Consider the following 18,162-nt stretch of genomic DNA (forward strand, 5'->3'; position numbering starts at 1 on the left):
AACCCATTGGTACACAAGGATTTTTTCGCCTATGACTTTTATCATTTCCAGAATCATTTTCTAACCTATAGCTTGGTCCAATCAGGTGATTCACATCCACAATCTGTTACAATCCACATTCAAAACCATTCTTTTAAAGCACAAAAAACCTGTGCAAGCATCCGGCTCACACAGGTCAAAACAATATGAAGCTCATTTCATTTGGTTATAAAATATATGTTAATAAGTACAAGTTCGTTAAAACTATTCTTCCGTATGTTTCCGATACGCGTCTGCATTCATCAATGTAGACAATGCTGCTGTCAGATCTCCCTCAACACGGATCTCAATCATCCAGCCTTCCTCGTAAGGAGAGCTGTTCACAAGTTCAGGGGAGTCCTGCAACGAATCATTGACTGCAATAATTGAACCTGTGACGGGAGAGAACAAGTCCGACACCGTTTTGACCGATTCGATCGTTCCAATGCTGTCCTCTGCTTTTACATTGGTTTCAAGGTCAGGCAATTCCACAAACACAATGTCACCCAGCTGATGCTGCGCGAACTCGGTAATGCCAATACGTACAGTATCCTCCCCTACGGTTTGCACCCATTCGTGCTCTTCACTGTACAGGAAATCACTTTTCAATTCGCTCATCGATATCCGCCTCGCTTTTCATTAAATGAGTGCATGCGTTCTTTGACCTTAACCTTTTTCCCAGAACATAGCGTATGATATTTTTGAATCAAATGTCAAGATACCTCACAATTTATTTACTGAACACCTCTAAATCCTGTAACCGGATTACACTCTTTCTTCATATACTGGTGAATATTAGAATAGTAAGCGTAGTCTTTTTAAATATACGAACAATAACATAAAAACTAAATTAAATATTCGGTTTTAAATCATTATCTATGATATCGTTCTTGACATCGGTAGTGGATTCACGTTTTAATGAAAGGAGTAAATGTGTTTATTGGACTATGTTATACCCGCGGATGAATGTAAAGGGAGAGATTACCCGTGACACCCGATTCGGGATGTACATGAGGTAACGCCGAAGGAGTAAACCACCGATAAGCGGAGGTGAATCTCTCAGGCAAAAGGACTTTTACGGGACGCAACTCTGGAGAGCATCTATTCGCCCTGTGCGGGCGTTATGATCACCCAAGGGGAAACCTGCTGCACAACGTAGCGGGGTAACTCTCAGGTACAAGGGACAGAGCCTTAGAATAAGCGTGCTACTTGGCATGCCGATTCTTTGGCCTGTCCTTTTCCTTTTTCCCAAAAAACGAAAAACAGGATGTAGAACGGCGCTGCCATAGCTGCCCTTACCATACTTATGTGATGAAAATATCTAGCTGAAAATTTAAAAATACCTTGGTTCATTGATCCACGATTGTATATCCGGCCGGCTGACGGCCTATGACGAGGTGATTTGATGTCCGATTTGCTTAGAACACCACTCTTCCCACTGTATCAGCAATACGAAGGCGTACGGTGCATTGATTTTGGAGGCTGGGAGCTTCCGGTACAATTTAGCGGAATCCAGAAAGAACATGAAGCGGTGCGCGAGCGTGCTGGGCTGTTTGATGTATCCCATATGGGCGAATTCACAGTACAGGGTGAGCAGGCTGAAGTTTTTTTGCAACAAATGATGACCAATGATGTGACCACGCTGGTTCCCGGTCAAGCCCAGTACACCCTGATGTGTTATCCAGATGGCGGTGTGGTGGATGATCTGCTCGTGTATAAGCTGGAAGATCAGCATTATATGCTCGTCGTTAACGCCTCCAACATCGACAAGGATTGGGCGTGGCTGCAAGAGCACTTGATCCCTGGCGTAAGCATGACCAACGATTCGGAGCAAACGGCGCTGCTCGCCTTGCAAGGTCCACTGGCTGTAGACATTATCGGGAAAGTTACAGATACGGATGTAAGCTCGATTGAACCGTTTCGTTTTGTGCAGGATGCTGAAGTATGTGGAGTAAAATTACTGTTGTCCCGTACCGGATATACCGGTGAAGATGGCTTTGAACTATATGTTCCTGCGGACCAGGCTGCTGTGGTCTGGAATGGATTAATGCAAGCCGGTGAAGGTCACGGACTTGTACCGACCGGACTTGGTGCCCGGGACACATTACGCTTTGAAGCAAGGCTCCCCCTGTATGGACAGGAATTGTCGGCAACTATCTCTCCACTCGAAGCTGGCGTAGGTATGTTTGTGAAGCTGAATGCCGGACCTTTTATCGGACACGAAGCCTTGTTACAGCAAAAAACTGACGGGCCCGCCCGCAAACTGGTCGGCATCGAAGTGTTGGAGCGCGGTATTCCCCGCCCCCACTATCCGATTTACGCCGAAGGCGTACAGATTGGTGAAGTGACAACAGGCACGCAATCACCTACATTGAAGCGTAATCTGGGGCTTGCCCTCATCGACAGCAAATACGCTGCGCTGGGAACCCCGCTTGAGATTGAGATCCGCGGCAAGAAACTGAAAGCGGAGGTCGTGAAGACCCCTTTTCATAAACGGACACGTACGTCGAAGACACCTACTCAAGGAGCTGATCAAGCATGAGCAAGCACCGTTACATTCCCATGACTGAGCAAGATCAGAGCGCCATGCTCGCAACCATCGGTGTGGATACGCTGGAGGATTTGTTTCAGGACATTCCAAAAGAGATCCGTTATCAGGGCGAGCTGCCCGTATCCTCCAAACTTGATGAATATGCGCTGACACGTCACATGTCCAAACAAGCTGGCGCCAACGCCAATTTTGAAACACACGCCAGCTTCCTCGGCGCAGGTATATACGATCATCATGTTCCTTCCGTCATCAATCATGTCATTTCCCGTTCCGAGTTTTACACCGCCTACACACCTTATCAGCCTGAGATCAGCCAAGGTGAACTACAGGCCATTTTCGAATTTCAATCCTACATCTGTGAATTAAGCGGTATGGCTGTAGCCAATGCCAGCATGTATGACGGTGCAACGGCCTTCGCAGAAGCAGGTAATCTGGCCGCAGCGGCAACTCGTCGCAAACAGCTCATCGTATCCCGTACCGTTCATCCGGAAGCCCGTCAGGTATTGCAGGCGTATGCGCACGGACTCCGTCTGGAGATTGTTGAGATTGGTTATAAGGATGGCGTCACTGATTGGGATGCCCTGCAAGCCGCCATATCGGACGATACCGCTGCTGTCATGATCCAGAGCCCGAACTTCTTCGGTGCCGTGGAAAATGTAAAGCAGGCTGCCGACCTGGTGCATGCGCACAAGGGACTGCTCGTTGTAAGTGCCAACCCGCTATCGCTGGGTCTGCTGGAAGCCCCAGGCAAGCTAGGTGCCGACATCGTTGTAGGTGATGCGCAGCCCCTCGGCATCGCCGCTTCACTCGGCGGTCCAACATGCGGATATTTCGCCGTATCCAAGCCTCATATGCGCCGAATTCCTGGCCGAATTGTAGGCCAGACAACCGATCGCAACGGCAAACGTGGTTTTGTACTCACACTGCAAGCACGTGAACAGCATATCCGCCGCGAAAAGGCGACATCCAACATCTGTTCCAACCAGGCTTTGCTTGCACTCAGCGCATCTGTCTATATGTCCATCATGGGGAAACAAGGAATGATCGATGTAGCGGATCTAAATCTGCAAAAGAGCCATTACACCCTGAATACATTAACTGCGATTCCTGGTGTTAGCCTGACGTTTAATGCACCAACATTCAATGAGTTTGTGATTAAACTTCCTGAAGGAACAGACGTGGATGCTCTTCAGTTGAAACTGCTGGATGCAGGCTTTATTGGTGGTTACGAACTCGGACGTGATTATCCGGAGCTTGCCGGACATATGCTGATTGCTGTTACGGAACGGCGTAGTAAGGAAGAAATTGACGAATTCGCACGAGCATTGGAGGGATCGCTGTGACTCAGGAAACGACGACAACACCGGCACAAGGACAATCTGAAACGGGTACCTCTGTCTCCACTTCGGCTCAATTTGAGACGGATACAACATTTAGTGCACAGACCTTATCTCCTGCTCCGGAACAATCATTGATTTTTGAACTCAGCAGCCCGGGACGTGTCGCTTATTCCTTGCCAGAAAGTGACGTTCCTCGTCAGGCTGCCGATACGTTGATTCCCCGGGAAATGCTCCGTTCGGAAGCAGCGGCACTGCCGGAAGTATTCGAGGTAGATGTTATTCGACATTATACAGCCCTGTCCCGTCGCAACTTCGGTGTAGATAACGGATTCTATCCACTGGGCTCTTGTACGATGAAATACAATCCAAAGATTAATGAGGATGTTGCACGTTATAACGGTTTCGCCAAAATCCATCCGTACCAGCATGAATCCAGCATTCAAGGTGCTCTTGAACTGTTATATACATTGCAAAACGACCTTGCAGGTCTGACAGGCATGGACGCTGTGACCCTGCAACCAGCCGCTGGTGCCCATGGCGAATGGACTGGACTTATGATGATTCGTGCCTACCACGAAGGTCGTGGTGAACAACGTACCAAAGTCATCGTGCCCGATTCTTCTCACGGGACCAACCCGGCAAGTGCTACCGTTGCAGGATTTGAAACGGTGACGATTCCATCCCGCGCAGACGGACTGGTCGATCTGGACGCACTCCGTGCAGCAGTCGGTTCGGATACGGCGGCATTGATGCTGACCAACCCGAATACACTTGGTCTGTTCGAGAAAGACATTCAGGAGATTGCATCCATCGTACATCAGGCTGGTGGCTTGTTGTATTACGATGGCGCGAACTCCAATGCCATTATGGGCATTACCCGTCCGGGTGATATGGGCTTTGACGTGGTGCATCTGAACTTGCACAAAACGATGAGTACACCTCATGGCGGTGGTGGACCTGGCGCCGGACCAGTCGGGGTGAAGAGCCGTCTGATTCCGTTCCTGCCTAAGCCCATGGTGATCAAAAAGGATGAAGGTATGTATGCATTCGATCGTGAAGGCGATCAATCCATTGGCCGAGTGAAAGCCTACTACGGTAACTTCGGTATATTGGTACGTGCCTATGCCTACATTCGTACCTATGGACCGGAAGGATTGCGCCGTGTATCTGAATGTGCGGTACTCAATGCTAACTATATGATGGCCCGTCTCGCACCTTACTACGAGATTCCGTATCCGGGTGTATGCAAACATGAATTTGTCATGTCTGGACGGGGGTTGAAGCAATATGGTGTACGCACACTTGACGTTGCCAAACGACTGCTTGATTTTGGATATCATCCACCTACGGTGTACTTCCCGCTCAACGTCGAAGAATGCATCATGATCGAGCCGACAGAAACTGAAAGTAAAGAAACGCTGGATGGGTTCATTGATACGATGATACGGATTGCCAAAGAAGCGGAAGAGACACCAGAATTAGTCCTGAACGCACCTTATGGCACACCGGTTACTCGACTCGATGAGACTACCGCAGCCCGCAAACCTGTACTGAACTGCGCTTGCAGTTAAAACTAAGTGAGTTTCTTATCCATGCTCTTGCTGATGTTAACTACACCAGTAAGAGCATTTTTTTTGCTAGACATTACAGGACTTTTCCCTCGTACTCCCCTTTATTCCCTATACATCTACGCAACAAAAAAAGCCGATATCCACAATGAATCGCGGATATCGGCAAAATCGCTACATCAATGCAGCTTATTATCGGAAAAAGAAAAAACCTCAAATCCGGAGGAAACCCCGGCAAAATTACGCTTGAATGCTTTGAACCAATTCAACAACTTGTTCAGCCGTTTGCATATCCAGAGCTTTAGCAGCCAGTTCCTGCATATCCGCACGGGACAATTTGGTGATCTGACTACGAGCTGGCAGAATGGAGGTTGCGCTCATGCTGAACTCATCCAATCCAAGACCAAGCAACAATGGAATTGCTGTTTCGTCTCCTGCCATCTCACCACACATGCCAACCCATTTGCCTTCACGATGCGCTGCATCGATAACCATTTTAACCAAACGCAAAATGGCTGGGTTGTAAGGTTGGTACAGATACGCTACTCTTTCGTTCATACGGTCAGCAGCCATTGTGTATTGAATCAGATCGTTCGTTCCGATACTGAAGAAATCCACTTCTTTGGCAAACTGATCCGCCAGAACTGCAGTCGAAGGAATTTCGACCATGATTCCGAGTTGAATGCTGTCAGAAACAGCAATGCCTTCAGCAACCAGCTTCTCTTTCTCTTCGAGCAAGACAGCTTTTGCTTCACGGAATTCACCGAGTGTTGCGATCATCGGGAACATGACACGCAGGTTTCCATGTACGCTTGCACGCAGCAATGCACGCAATTGTGTACGGAAGATATCCAGACGGTCCAGACACAGACGAACTGCGCGGAAGCCGAGGAATGGATTCATTTCTTTTGGCAGATCCAGGTATGGAAGCTCTTTGTCTCCACCGATGTCGAGTGTACGAACAACAACAGGTTTACCTTCCATTTTTTCCAGTACCGCTTTGTAAGCATTATACTGAATGTCTTCGGAAGGGAGCTTGTCTCTGCCCATGTACAAGAACTCGGTACGGTACAGGCCTACAGCCTCGCCACCGTTCTCCAGAACACCCGTTACATCATTTGGTGTACCGATGTTGGCTGCAAGTTCAACATGAACGTTGTCCACCGTTACCGTTGGCTCATCACGAAGTTTTCTCCACTCTGCACGTTGTGCATCATACTGTTCCTGTTTGGCACGGTATTCAGCAATAACTTCATCAGTAGGGTTAACCAGTACGTGACCATCCAGACCGTCAACAATGATCATATCGCCTTGTTTCGCTTGAGCCAAGATGTCCTTGGTTCCAACAACAGCTGGAATCTCAAGAGAGCGAGCCATAATCGCCGAGTGAGAAGTACGACCACCAATGTTGGTTGCAAAACCTTTAACAAATTGACGGTTCAGTTGAGCCGTGTCGGAAGGTGTTAGATCCTCCGCAAGCACGATCACTTCTTCGTTGATCTCAGCCGGACTCATGAAGTCGATACCAAGCAAGTGATTTAGCACACGTTTGGTAACGTCACGCATATCTGCAGCACGTTCCTGCAGGTAAGCACTCTTCATGTTCTCAAACATGGAGATAAATTGTGATGCCGTTTCGTTCAAAGCAAATTCTGCATTGATCATGTCATCCGCAATTCTAGCTTTAACCGGATCAATCAGTTCCGGGTCATTCAAAATGAGCAAATGCGAAGCAAAAATCTCTGCTTTTTTCTCGCCAAGCTCTTGTAAAGTGCGCTCTTTGATCGCCTCAAGCTCAGCCTGGGATTTACCCAGAGCTGAGTCGAGTTTCGCGATCTCTGCGTCAACGTCGTTAATTTGGCGTTTTTCTACAGAGTAGTCAGGATGCTCCAAGATAAACGCCTTGGCGATAGCAATACCCGCCGAAGCCGCGATCCCGGAGACATTAAGCATTAATTTCGCCCAACCCTTCGTTAACCATAACGTCAGTCAAAGCTTGAAGAGCTTCAGCTTCGCCTTCGCCTTCAACGATGATGTTGATGGTGTCGCCTTGTTCCAATCCGAGAGAAAGAACACCCAGAATGGATTTCAAAGTTACTTTTTTACCGTTAGCTTCTGCAAAGGATTCTGCACCTTTGAATTTATTTGCTGTATTAACCAGGGCTGTCGCCGGACGTGCGTGGATACCATCTTCGTCTGTAATTCTGAATGTTTGTTGCATTACAATCATCTCACTTTCAGTAGTTTGGTTTAGGCATTGCATATATTTACACTTGCTTGCCATTGTCGTAACACTTCTTATTTTATCTCAATGATTGGCTGTTCGCCAACTTTCAGCACTCCGCTCTTCTTCAGAGTTACTGCGGAGCCCTCTGGCAGGTTGGTGAAAATAACTGGTGAAATGATCGAAGGAGCGTTTGCTTTGACATACTCCAGATCCACTTCCATAATCGGCTGACCTGCCGATACCAGATCACCTTCCTGTACCAGTACGTTAAAGCCTTGACCTTTCAGCTTCACCGTATTAACACCTATATGAACAAGCACTTCCTTGCCTCCATCGGACATGATGCCCACGGCATGTTTGCTTGGAAATACATTAAACACTTTACCATACACAGGAGAAGTTATCGTACCATCATGTGGCAAAATTGCGAATCCATCACCTGTCATTTTCTCAGCAAAGACCGGATCAGGTACATTTGTAATGTCCAGCAATTCACCATTGACTGGCATGACGATATCCTCAGCAACGATGCGCTCGCCTTGCTCACCTTGTGCCTTCTCCTCTTCAGGAGTTGGTTTGGCAGCTGCTGGCGTTGGTGCTGGTGTTCTTCCTGCAATAATATCCTGCATTTGAGATTTGATCGTGTCAGAACGTGTTCCGAAGATGGCTTGAACATTATTACCCACTTCAAGTACACCAGATGCACCCAATTGTTTCAAACGATCTTTTTTCACATTGGATTTCTCATTAACTTCAATCCGCAAACGAGTAATACAAGCGTCCAGATGTTTGATATTCTCTTTGCCACCGAAAGCTTCGAGAATGTTATGGGGCAGATCATCCGTTGAACCAGAGCCTCCGCCAGATTCGGTTTCAGGCGTTGCATCCTCTCGTCCAGGTGTCTTGAGATTAAATTTGCGAATGATAAACCGGAAACCGAAGTAATAGATCACCGCAAGAATCAATCCGACAATAATAACGTCCCACCAAGGTGTACGGTTCGGAATAATCCCGAAGATCAGGAAGTCAATGAACCCACCGGAGAAGGTCATACCGATCTTTACACCCAGAATTTGCATGGTCATGAAAGACAAACCTGCAAAGATACAGTGTACTGCAAACAGGATTGGTGCTACAAACAGGAACGAGAATTCAAGTGGTTCTGTGATACCTGTCAGGAACGAGGTCAGTGCAGCTGAACCCATGATACCTGCAACATACTTTTTGTGCTCCGGTCTTGCTTCATGGTACATCGCAAGTGCCGCTGCTGGCAAACCAAACATCATGAACGGGAATTTACCAACTTGGAATGTTCCTGCTGTGAGAGCAACGCCATCACGTAACTGGCTGAAGAAAATCTTCTGATCCCCACGAATAACATCTCCGGCTTTATTCACATACTCACCGAACTCAAACCAGAATGGGGAGTAGAAAATGTGGTGAAGACCAAACGGAATTAATGACCGTTCCACAACTCCGAAGATGAATGCCGACAATGTCGGGCTTGTATCTACCATGAAGTGAGATACAGCATTCAATCCATTTTGAATCGGTGGCCAGATAATCACCAGAAGCAACCCGATTAAGAGGGATACAACCGAAGTGATAATCGGTACAAATCGTTTACCTGCAAAGAAACCGAGGTAAGACGGCAGTTCGATTTTGAAAAATCGATTGTAACACAGCGCGGCGGCAATACCTATGATAATACCTCCGAACACGCCTGTACTTAATGTTGGGATACCCAAGATGCTGGCATAACCCGGTACTTCACCGATCATTGCCGGAGTAACACCTACTGCAGATCCTAATGTAACATTCATGACCAGGTAACCGATGATCGCTGCAAGACCTGCAACGCCTTCGCCACCAGCCAATCCGACAGCTACGCCGACGGCGAACAGCAATGCCAGATTATCAAATACGATCTGACCTGCGTTCATCATAATTGTTGCGATCGAGTTCACCCAAGGGGTGTCGAGCGCCGTTACATATTGCAAGAAATCTGGATTAACCAGCATGTTACCAATTCCGAGCAGCAAACCTGCCGCAGGTAGAATGGCTACAGGCAACATAAGAGCTTTACCTACTCTTTGCAATACACCAAAAAGCTTTTTGAACATCGCGTCGTTTCTCCCTTTCGTCTAAGTTATATGTTGTGATGCAAGCAAGGGAACACAAAAAAAGGCATGAATTAATAAAGTAAACTGTGCCAACCTTGGGGTATAGCATACCCTGTACAAGGAAAGAACAATCACACTTTAATTAACTCATGCCTGATCGAGTCAGTAACACGTCGCTTATGTTTATTCAGTTGCTTGATTACGGAAACCATTGTAGCACCAGTTCTAATCTATTGCAAGCCTTTACACCAAAAAAATAAATTCTACATTCCATCACTGGAATGATCTCACTTATTCTCTTCTTCCTTCCGCTGATTCAGCCTTTGCAGATGAATGGTCAGATAACCTACCTCTGCAGGATAAACCGGCAGTTTCAGTCTTTTCTCCATTACTTTGGTCAGTTTCCATGCAAGCGAGTACATTTCGGGATACTCTAACTTAAGCAGGGAATCCAACTTATGAAGCTCTTCCACTTTGTCTCCACGGCGAACACGCTCAAGGGCAAAACGAAGATGCGTCAGCAAACGAGAGTAATCCAGCGATTCCGTTTCAAACGAATAATCGAGTTGATCAGACACCAGGTTCACCAAATCAGTGATCAATTGTGAATGCTCACGTACCTGGGATATATTTTGATTGGTCATTGCGCTATAGATATGGAGGGCAACAAAACCAATCTCATCCATCCCCAGATCTACACCCATTTTCTCTTTGATCAGACGAACAGCGTATTCTCCCATTCGATATTCTTCAGGATAAATCTCGCGGGTTTCATATAAAAATGGATTTTGTATGATAATGCCCTGCTCCTTGCGTTTTAACGCGAAAGAAATGTGATCGGTTAATGCAATATGGATATGTTCATTCAGAGGAACGTCCGTACGCTCTGCAATATACGTAATAACTTCGTTAATAATCTCGATCAGTGCTTCATCCACCTGTGGAAGAAGCTGTTTGTACTGCTCTTGCTCCTGCTGGTTTTTCAAAATGAACATTTTCTCCACAGCCATCAATGGAATGTGATCACTCGGTTTTCGGTTAAAGCCAATGCCTTTACCAATAACAACGACTTCCCCGTGTTCTGGATGCTGTGCAATGATTACATTATTATTTAGCGCTTTATCTACATGCAAGTTGCTCATTGTTTGCACCTCTTTTTCACACCATCTTAGGTGTGATTAAGTCACACCCTGTTACGAACGAAAAGACACCCGGAGCGGGCAAACCGCGCCGGACGTCTCGCTTAAAAAGTAACAAAAATTCGCCTTAAGGTCAATAGAGCAACCATGCAAGATTCGAAGTGCTTCTTACTCGTCAACTCCAGCTCTTTCCACAATCTTGTCGATTATAGAAGGAGTTGTAACAGCCTCGCTCTGTTGAATGGCAACTGGCGCAGGTGTTTTGGACTTCGTAAGGCCTTTAATCAGCTGCTCTACATCGATGCCGGATACACTTTTGAGCATCTCTGGAGCGGTCGCCATAAGTTCGGTAACATAGTTACTCACTCGTGCTGCACCTTCACCTTTACCTGTATCTACCACCGTCAGTTTATCAATGGATGCAATTGGCTCTGCAATTTTACCAGCCAGTTCAGGCAGCATTTTGACAATGATATCGAGTACAGCTGCTTCGCCAAACTTCTGGAACGCTTCGGCCAGTTTTTCTTTTGCTTCTGCTTCTGCAAGACCACGCAAACGAATAACTTCTGCATCTGCTGTACCTTTGGCAAGTTCCGCATCCGCCATGGCCTGACCTTCAAGTCGCTTCTGCTCAGCTGTTGCTTTGGCATGTGTTTCGATGGAATACTGTACTGCATCGGCTTCACGCATTCTTTTGGCTTTATCCGCTTCGGCAGCCTGCTCTACCGCATAACGATCCGCTTCTGCCTTTTTCTTCACTTCGGCATCGTATTGCTTCTCACGCACGACGATTTCTTTTTCTTGGAGATCGATCTCACGTTCTTTACGAACGAGTTCAACCTTCATTTCTTCTTCCACCACAGTCTGTCTGGCGCGAGCTTCATGGATATGGTAAGCCTGATCGGCTTCTGCTTTGGCTGTATCCTGATCCCGCTTAAACGTGGCTACTTTCAGTTCTTTCTCTTTGGCTGCCTCGGCGATATTGGTATCCCGCAGCAACTCTGCTTTTTGCCCCTGTTCCTCCGCATTAGCCTTCTGAATACGTGCATCACGCATTGCTTCTGCTTCAGCAATCTCGGCATCACGCTTCACTGCGGCAATTCTCGGTTTACCGAGAGCATCCAGGTAACCCTGTTTGTCACGAACATCCTTGATGGTAAATGAAACAATTTGCAGTCCCATTTTCTTCAAATCTCTAGCTGCTACGCCTTGAACCTCTTGGGCAAAACGATCCCGGTTCCGATATACTTCTTCCACCGTCATTGTACCGAGGATGGCCCGCAAATGCCCCTCCAGTACCTCCTGTGCTTCGCTTCTCAGCGCTTCTACAGGTTTACCGATGAATTGCTCAGCTGCCGTAGCAACGTCTTCTACAGCGCCTCCAACCTTGATAATAGCTACACCGTCAGCAATAACCGGAACCCCTTGCTCCGTGTACACTTCAGGTGTGGAGACATCCAGCTTGTGGGACAACAAGGAGATAAACTCGGACTGCTGGAATACCGGCAGGATAAATGCACCGCCACCACGAACAATTTTGATTTTTCGGCCAGAATCATCATCGGAGATATTTTTGCTACCCAGGAATGACCCCGTAACGATCATCGCTTCATCCGGTCCAACCGTTTTGTACCTCGCCCAGAAAGCCAGACCCAAAATTAGAATGACTCCGACTACAACTATAGGAATCAACAAAACATCCCAGTTCAAATTTAAATCCATTCCACATCTCTCCCCTTATTCATTCATGATGAGTGCTTAAACTAATTAGGTGATTAGAATACTTTATAAATCTTTAAGTACATTTTCATCCCATTCCGACACACGCAGTACGCCATCTACAACATCCACCACAACAACACGTGCTCCCGCCGCAATGGGGAGGTGTTCAAAACTGGATGCCGTTTGAATCGTACTACCGGATGCAAAGCGGATCATCACTTCGCCAAAACCTTTTTCCGGCACCGGAATGGTGATTTCCCCAATTTTCCCAGATAACTCTTTCATTGAAAATGCAATAGAGACATCGCTGTTACGCATCGGTTTGATGTATGCGAAGAATACCAGCATGGCTGCAGCAATACCTATAAGCAGGGATAGTATTAGACCGGACATCGCACTTAATGAACTATAACGTGTCAGCATTATGCCTGCACCACCAAAGGTTGTAATGGAACCAGCTAACACAACGGGTTTGAAAAAATCAAGGCCTGGCATTTCAAAAGCTCCGTCCAGCAAGCCATCAATCAAGTCACCCAGCACAAGGCTGACAACCGCAAATATCGCCCCTCCGATTAGACACCCCCAATACATTGTTTCCATCCCCTGTTCCTCCTCTCTCTGCCGCAAATTCATCCTAACTGAGCATTCCACATGTAAATAAATACGTAGCTACCATCAAAATGTTTCAAAATCTTTCCTCAAATGTATTCTGGAGCCGATAATGGGTATTATCACAACATTCTGTTCTCCTTGCTTCATGTTCCTCCATCATTCTCGTGCAGATCCGAATACACGAAAAAACCGCAAGCCCCCATGAAGGAGACTTGCGGTTATTGGACGACAGAATGTGTCCTTCACTTTGCAGTGATTATAGAATTACAGAGAAGCCTTGTAGATGGATACAACATCTTCCCGTTGCAGTTTCTTGAAGTTACCGAATGGACCAAACAACATCGCTTTGTCAGCCATTACGTCGATCTGGCTGTCATCGATATCGTAATCTGCCAAACGGTTAGGTGCACCAATGGATGTCCAGAATTTGCTGAGCGCATCGATACCTTCTTCAGCAATCTGTCTGTCCGACTTGCCCTCAGGGTTCACTTCGAATACATTAATTGCCAGACGTTTGAATCGATCCACATTCACATCCAGGTTATGTTTCATCCAGTGTGGGAACAAGATCGCAAGTCCACCACCGTGTGGGATATCATACACTGCGGAAACCGCATGTTCAATATTATGTGTTGCCCAATCTCCTGCGAGACCCATATTCAGCACGCCATTCAGTGCCATTGTTCCGCAATACAGAATCGTTTCGCGCAGTTCATAGTTCTCCAGGTCTTCAACCAGACGAGGCGCTGCTTCCATGACAGTACGCAGAATCGTCTCACAGAAACCGAGTTGAACCGGTGTATTGGCATCCAGATGGAAGTAATGCTCCAGTACGTGGGACATCATATCCACCATGCCGTATACCGTTTGGTCCAGCGGAACAGTGTATGTATTCACCGGATCCAGGATAGAGAATGCAGGGAATGAGTATGCGCTACCCCAACCCAATTTTTCTTGTGTATCCTGATTCGTAATAACCGAACCCGAGTTCATCTCCGAACCGGTTGCTGCCATCGTCAATACGGTACCGAGTGGAAGAGCGTCCTGTGCAACGGCTTTGCGCTGAGCAAAATCCCACATATCGCCATCATATTTGGCACCTACCGCAATGGCTTTGGAGCAGTCTAGTACACTACCGCCACCTACAGCCAGGATCAGGTCGATGTTATTTGTTTTACAGAGGTCTACCCCTTTATGCACCGTAGAAAGACGCGGGTTAGGTTCCACACCAGCCAGTTCAGTCACTTCTGCTCCGGCTTCCTTAAGCAAACCGATCACTTGATCGTACAGACCACTGCGTTTGATACTGCCGCCACCATATACAAGCAGAACCCGTTTACCGTATTTCGGCACTTCTGTCTTTAATGCTTCCAGTTGTCCTTTGCCGAAAATCAGCCGGGTTGGATTATAGAATTGGAAAGATCTCATATCTATTGTCGCCTCCAATGGAGTTTAGTATTTTTGTGCAACTCCAATTATAGTACCCTGTTTATAGAAAAACAAATCGATAGTCACTCACTTTATAACAACCCGTTAATCTCCAAATGAGCTCGAAACATCTCGCTAGATGAAGGCAAATTCTCAGCATCCACCCATGTTTCTGTGGCCCATAATCCAGCCTGTTTAAATGCCCGCGGACAATGGATAAAACACTCTTCCACATCTACAATGACAGCCGCACCTATGGTTTTACCACTCCAGCCCATACTGGCGATGAATTCCTCATCCTTGGTAATGGATGCTGTGCCATTAATACGCAGCACTTCATTCATACCCGGAATCAAAAAGAGCATGCCAACACCAGGGTTCGACAACATGTTCAACAACGAGTCTATCCGCCGATTGCCTGGGCGTTCGGGATAAACGAGCCGGTATGTATCATACACTTTCACAAATCCCGCTCCATCACCCCGAGGTGACACATCACTTTTTCCATCACGATCGGAGGTGGAGAGGAAAAATAATGGTGACATGGATATAAAGTTCTGAACATGTGAATCCACAAATGAAATTGCCTTGTTACGCACATGTTCATGCGGTTCACCCACCATGCCTTGCAGTTCCTCAGCATCTGTAATCAACGGAATATTCAGCGCCTTCTTTTCCAAATCATTAACCCCATTTCCTCAATTCATCATGGTACTCTAGGACTTCTCCCCATTATAACTGCCTCGGAGGTTCATTCCAATGCGTGCTCATGACAAGAAACACCCGCTCCTGAATGGGCGGGTGTTCTTGATTTGTTGATATTATGTTGATTATTCAGTGTATCCCATGCTGCTTACAAAACGACGGAAAGCCTGGCGTCCTGCTTCATCATATTTGTAGACACCTGCATGCTCCAGAATCTCGGCGAATTTCAAGCCGACTTCCTGCTGTACAATGGCAACGGCTTGTTCTTTGTCCAGCTTAGGACCAAACCGTTCAATCAATTCTTCCGCCCAGCCCAGATGTTTGTTCAACACATGATCGGAAGCTTTGGCCGCTTCAGCAAGCTTGGCATCTCCAGCGAGGATATCCGCGATACTGTCCAGTTCTTCTTTCAAACGACCTGGCAGAATGGCAAGTCCCATCACTTCGATCAGACCAATGTTCTCTTTTTTCAAATGGTGCATCTCACGGTGCGGATGGAAAATCCCTTCCGGATGCACATCATTTGTACGGTTGTTACGTAATACAAGATCCATCTCATAACCACCATCTGCACTACGACGAACGATTGGTGTTACCGTATTGTGTGGCACTTGTTCCCCGTCCACTTCACTGAACGCTTCGATATCCACAGCAGAATCACTGTAGACCTTCCACGCTTCATATACGGCGTTACCCGCTTCAAGCAGCTCTGCAGGATCGTGTGAAGCCAGACGCATTACAGACATTGGCCATTTTACGAGACTCAGTGTAAGTCCAGGTGCATCCGCATGGCGGAAGACAGCCTCAGGCTGTGCATTTTGAATCGCGAACGTATGACGTCCGCCCTGGAAATGGTCATGTGTCAGAATCGATCCGCCTACGATCGGCAAATCCGCGTTAGATCCGATAAAATAATGCGGGTACTCCCCGACAAAGGCAAGCAGTCTGCGAAGCGTATCCTTCGTCAGTTTCATCGGCACATGATCATGATGGAAAATGATGCAGTGCTCGTTGTAGTAAACATACGGCGAGTATTGGAACAACCAAGGCTCGTTGTTAAGCTTCAACGGAATGACTCTCAGGTTTTGGCGAGCAGGGTGATTCACCCGACCAGCGTAACCTACATTTTCACGACACAGCTGGCATTTAGGATATACCGGAGGCGGAAGCAACTTGGCCATGGCAATTTCCTTTGGACTTTTCTCCGGCTTCGACAGGTTGATAGTAATCTCCATGTCTCCATAGGCCGTGTCCTGTGTCCAGTAGACGTTCTTCGAGATCCGATCCATCCGAATATAGTTGGAGTTAATCGACAAGTCATAGAATTGAGATGTGGCTGCCTCAATGCCTTCCGTCTGCTCCGTGTGGCGGAATGCGCGTACCACTTCGGATGGGCGTGCCATCAGATGACCCATGATTTTGGCATCCAGCAAATCACGGAATGTATCGCTATTTTCAGGAATGAGTCCAATGGTGAATCCATAATCAATCAACGTATCCAGCATAGCCTGTGGACCATCGGGCACAGTCGTGTCCAACTCACCGGCATAAGGCTCTGATAATCCGAATTGTTCCAGCAAGAGGTTACGGCTATAATCCCAATCCGCTTCCTCGATTAATTGTTTCTGCAAGGCAAATGCAACCAGACGTTCAATGGCATGCAGTGCTTCCTGCTGCTCCGGTGTCCGCTCTGTGGCACCTGCTGCAATATGAGTCTGTGACATAAGGTATTCGCCTCCTAGTTTTTTCCGTAGCCGTCAGGACGTGATTGGTGCCAGCTCCAAGCGCTTTGAATGACATCTTCCAGATTGGTCCATTTTGGATTCCAGCCCAGGACAGATCTCGCTTTTGCAGATGAAGCTACCAGCACAGCCGGGTCACCTGCACGACGTGGTTCCTGTACAACCGGGATATCGAGGCCAGTCACTTTTTTGGCTGTTTCGATCACTTGTTTTACAGAGAATCCTGTGCCGTTACCCAGATTAAACACGTTACTGTTCTCACCTTTGCGAAGATAATCTACTGCACGCAGATGTGCATCAGCCAAGTCGCTCACGTGGATATAGTCACGGATACATGTTCCATCTTCTGTTGCATAGTCGTCACCAAACACGGCGATGTGCGGGCGTTGTTTCAATGCTGTTTGCAGTACGAGTGGAATCAAATGACTCTCTGGCTGGTGATCTTCACCAATTTTGCCGCTGTCATGTGCACCTGCTGCATTGAAGTAACGCAGGGAAACGTATTTGATATCCTGAACTTTATCGAACCATGACATCATGCGTTCCATCATCAGCTTTGTTTCGCCGTATACGTTGGTTGGCTCTGTACGATCACTCTCTTCGATTGGCACTTTCTCAGGCTCACCGTAGGTAGCTGCTGTAGAGGAGAAGACGATGCGGCGTACGTTCGCTGCATTCATCGCTTCCAGCAGACAGAGTGTACCAAACACGTTGTTGTCATAATATTTAACCGGGTCTTTCATACTTTCGCCTACGAGTGAGTTGGCTGCAAAGTGAATGACTGCATCGATTGAATTCTCAGCGAACAGCTTCGCCAGAATTTCTTTGTCACGCAGATCCCCTTCATACAACTTACCGCCGAGCAACGCTTCACGATGCCCTGTCTGCAAGTTATCCAGTACAACAACCTCTTCTCCACGTTCCAACAATGCTGCTACCGTATGAGACCCAATATACCCTGCTCCACCTGTCACCAAAATTGCCATT

At 47.1% G+C, this 18,162-nt stretch carries 14 protein-coding genes and 1 riboswitch; of the genes, 3 read left to right on the plus strand and 11 right to left on the minus strand.

The window, feature by feature from the left end; all coding sequences use genetic code 11:
* Positions 1-243 precede the first annotated feature (243 nt).
* The gene (gene gcvH / locus MKZ13_RS23780) at positions 244-636 is read right to left on the minus strand and encodes a glycine cleavage system protein GcvH (protein WP_047844042.1); all 393 of its coding nucleotides are present in this window, start codon (positions 634-636) and stop codon (positions 244-246) included.
* Positions 637-980: 344 nt separating this feature from the next.
* Positions 981-1,103: riboswitch (glycine riboswitch) on the plus strand.
* A gap of 320 nt (positions 1,104-1,423) precedes the next feature.
* On the opposite strand from gcvH, the gene gcvT reads away from it, so the two are divergent.
* The 3 genes from gcvT to gcvPB all read left to right on the plus strand — a co-directional run bounded on the left by gcvT (position 1,424) and on the right by gcvPB (position 5,480).
* Entirely contained in the window at positions 1,424-2,560 is a 1,137-nt protein-coding gene (gene gcvT / locus MKZ13_RS23785; RefSeq protein WP_127551417.1) for a glycine cleavage system aminomethyltransferase GcvT, read from the plus strand.
* Positions 2,557-3,912, plus strand: a complete 1,356-nt coding sequence (gcvPA, locus tag MKZ13_RS23790; protein ID WP_339178746.1) for an aminomethyl-transferring glycine dehydrogenase subunit GcvPA — start codon at positions 2,557-2,559, stop codon at positions 3,910-3,912. The genes gcvT and gcvPA overlap by 4 nt, the downstream gene beginning before the upstream one ends.
* 128 nt (positions 3,913-4,040) lie before the next feature.
* Positions 4,041-5,480, plus strand: a complete 1,440-nt coding sequence (gene gcvPB / locus MKZ13_RS23795) for an aminomethyl-transferring glycine dehydrogenase subunit GcvPB (RefSeq protein ID WP_339185446.1) — start codon at positions 4,041-4,043, stop codon at positions 5,478-5,480.
* Between the two features lie 237 nt (positions 5,481-5,717).
* Here gcvPB and ptsP read toward each other — a convergent pair whose 3' ends face one another.
* The 10 genes from ptsP to galE all read right to left on the minus strand — a co-directional run bounded on the left by ptsP (position 5,718) and on the right by galE (position 18,161).
* Positions 5,718-7,430 (minus strand): phosphoenolpyruvate--protein phosphotransferase, encoded by a 1,713-nt coding sequence (gene ptsP / locus MKZ13_RS23800; protein WP_047844045.1) that lies wholly within the window; start codon positions 7,428-7,430, stop codon positions 5,718-5,720.
* Positions 7,423-7,698, minus strand: a complete 276-nt coding sequence (locus MKZ13_RS23805) for an HPr family phosphocarrier protein (RefSeq protein ID WP_024633102.1) — start codon at positions 7,696-7,698, stop codon at positions 7,423-7,425. The genes ptsP and MKZ13_RS23805 overlap by 8 nt, the downstream gene beginning before the upstream one ends.
* 77 nt (positions 7,699-7,775) lie before the next feature.
* Positions 7,776-9,827 (minus strand): glucose-specific PTS transporter subunit IIBC, encoded by a 2,052-nt coding sequence (gene ptsG, locus MKZ13_RS23810; protein ID WP_339178751.1) that lies wholly within the window; start codon positions 9,825-9,827, stop codon positions 7,776-7,778.
* A 287-nt stretch (positions 9,828-10,114) separates the two neighbouring features.
* Positions 10,115-10,969: a PRD domain-containing protein gene (locus MKZ13_RS23815; protein ID WP_036617005.1), complete on the minus strand. Its 855-nt coding sequence runs from the start codon at positions 10,967-10,969 to the stop codon at positions 10,115-10,117.
* A 165-nt stretch (positions 10,970-11,134) separates the two neighbouring features.
* Positions 11,135-12,688: a flotillin family protein gene (locus tag MKZ13_RS23820; protein WP_145323943.1), complete on the minus strand. Its 1,554-nt coding sequence runs from the start codon at positions 12,686-12,688 to the stop codon at positions 11,135-11,137.
* Positions 12,689-12,751: 63 nt separating this feature from the next.
* Complete coding sequence (locus MKZ13_RS23825) at positions 12,752-13,288, minus strand: protease (RefSeq protein WP_221824722.1); 537 nt, start codon at positions 13,286-13,288, stop codon at positions 12,752-12,754.
* Positions 13,289-13,564: 276 nt separating this feature from the next.
* On the minus strand, positions 13,565-14,728 hold the full coding sequence (locus tag MKZ13_RS23830; RefSeq protein ID WP_047844049.1) for an iron-containing alcohol dehydrogenase: 1,164 nt from the start codon (positions 14,726-14,728) through the stop codon (positions 13,565-13,567).
* Positions 14,729-14,820: 92 nt separating this feature from the next.
* Positions 14,821-15,408, minus strand: coding sequence for an MSMEG_1061 family FMN-dependent PPOX-type flavoprotein (locus MKZ13_RS23835; protein ID WP_260632990.1), 588 nt, complete (start codon positions 15,406-15,408; stop codon positions 14,821-14,823).
* Positions 15,409-15,558: 150 nt separating this feature from the next.
* The gene (locus MKZ13_RS23840; RefSeq protein ID WP_339178754.1) at positions 15,559-17,157 is read right to left on the minus strand and encodes a UDP-glucose--hexose-1-phosphate uridylyltransferase; all 1,599 of its coding nucleotides are present in this window, start codon (positions 17,155-17,157) and stop codon (positions 15,559-15,561) included.
* Positions 17,158-17,171: 14 nt separating this feature from the next.
* Positions 17,172-18,161 (minus strand): UDP-glucose 4-epimerase GalE, encoded by a 990-nt coding sequence (gene galE, locus MKZ13_RS23845; protein ID WP_017686840.1) that lies wholly within the window; start codon positions 18,159-18,161, stop codon positions 17,172-17,174.
* Position 18,162: the final 1 nt, after the last annotated feature.

This window comes from Paenibacillus sp. FSL R5-0701, from assembly GCF_037973995.1.
Classification (GTDB): domain Bacteria; phylum Bacillota; class Bacilli; order Paenibacillales; family Paenibacillaceae; genus Paenibacillus.

What these genes read in the sequence shown, in the direction of transcription:
- gcvT (WP_127551417.1), top strand. Translation starts at nt 1,424, where the DNA reads ATGTCCGATTTGCTTAGAACACCACTCTTCCCACTGTATCAGCAATAC.
- MKZ13_RS23820 (WP_145323943.1), bottom strand. Translation starts at nt 12,688, where the DNA reads ATGGATTTAAATTTGAACTGGGATGTTTTGTTGATTCCTATAGTTGTA.
- galE (WP_017686840.1), bottom strand. Translation starts at nt 18,161, where the DNA reads ATGGCAATTTTGGTGACAGGTGGAGCAGGGTATATTGGGTCTCATACG.
- gcvPA (WP_339178746.1), top strand. Translation starts at nt 2,557, where the DNA reads ATGAGCAAGCACCGTTACATTCCCATGACTGAGCAAGATCAGAGCGCC.
- MKZ13_RS23815 (WP_036617005.1), bottom strand. Translation starts at nt 10,969, where the DNA reads ATGAGCAACTTGCATGTAGATAAAGCGCTAAATAATAATGTAATCATT.
- ptsG (WP_339178751.1), bottom strand. Translation starts at nt 9,827, where the DNA reads ATGTTCAAAAAGCTTTTTGGTGTATTGCAAAGAGTAGGTAAAGCTCTT.
- MKZ13_RS23825 (WP_221824722.1), bottom strand. Translation starts at nt 13,288, where the DNA reads ATGGAAACAATGTATTGGGGGTGTCTAATCGGAGGGGCGATATTTGCG.
- MKZ13_RS23840 (WP_339178754.1), bottom strand. Translation starts at nt 17,157, where the DNA reads ATGTCACAGACTCATATTGCAGCAGGTGCCACAGAGCGGACACCGGAG.
- gcvH (WP_047844042.1), bottom strand. Translation starts at nt 636, where the DNA reads ATGAGCGAATTGAAAAGTGATTTCCTGTACAGTGAAGAGCACGAATGG.
- MKZ13_RS23830 (WP_047844049.1), bottom strand. Translation starts at nt 14,728, where the DNA reads ATGAGATCTTTCCAATTCTATAATCCAACCCGGCTGATTTTCGGCAAA.
- ptsP (WP_047844045.1), bottom strand. Translation starts at nt 7,430, where the DNA reads ATGCTTAATGTCTCCGGGATCGCGGCTTCGGCGGGTATTGCTATCGCC.
- MKZ13_RS23805 (WP_024633102.1), bottom strand. Translation starts at nt 7,698, where the DNA reads ATGCAACAAACATTCAGAATTACAGACGAAGATGGTATCCACGCACGT.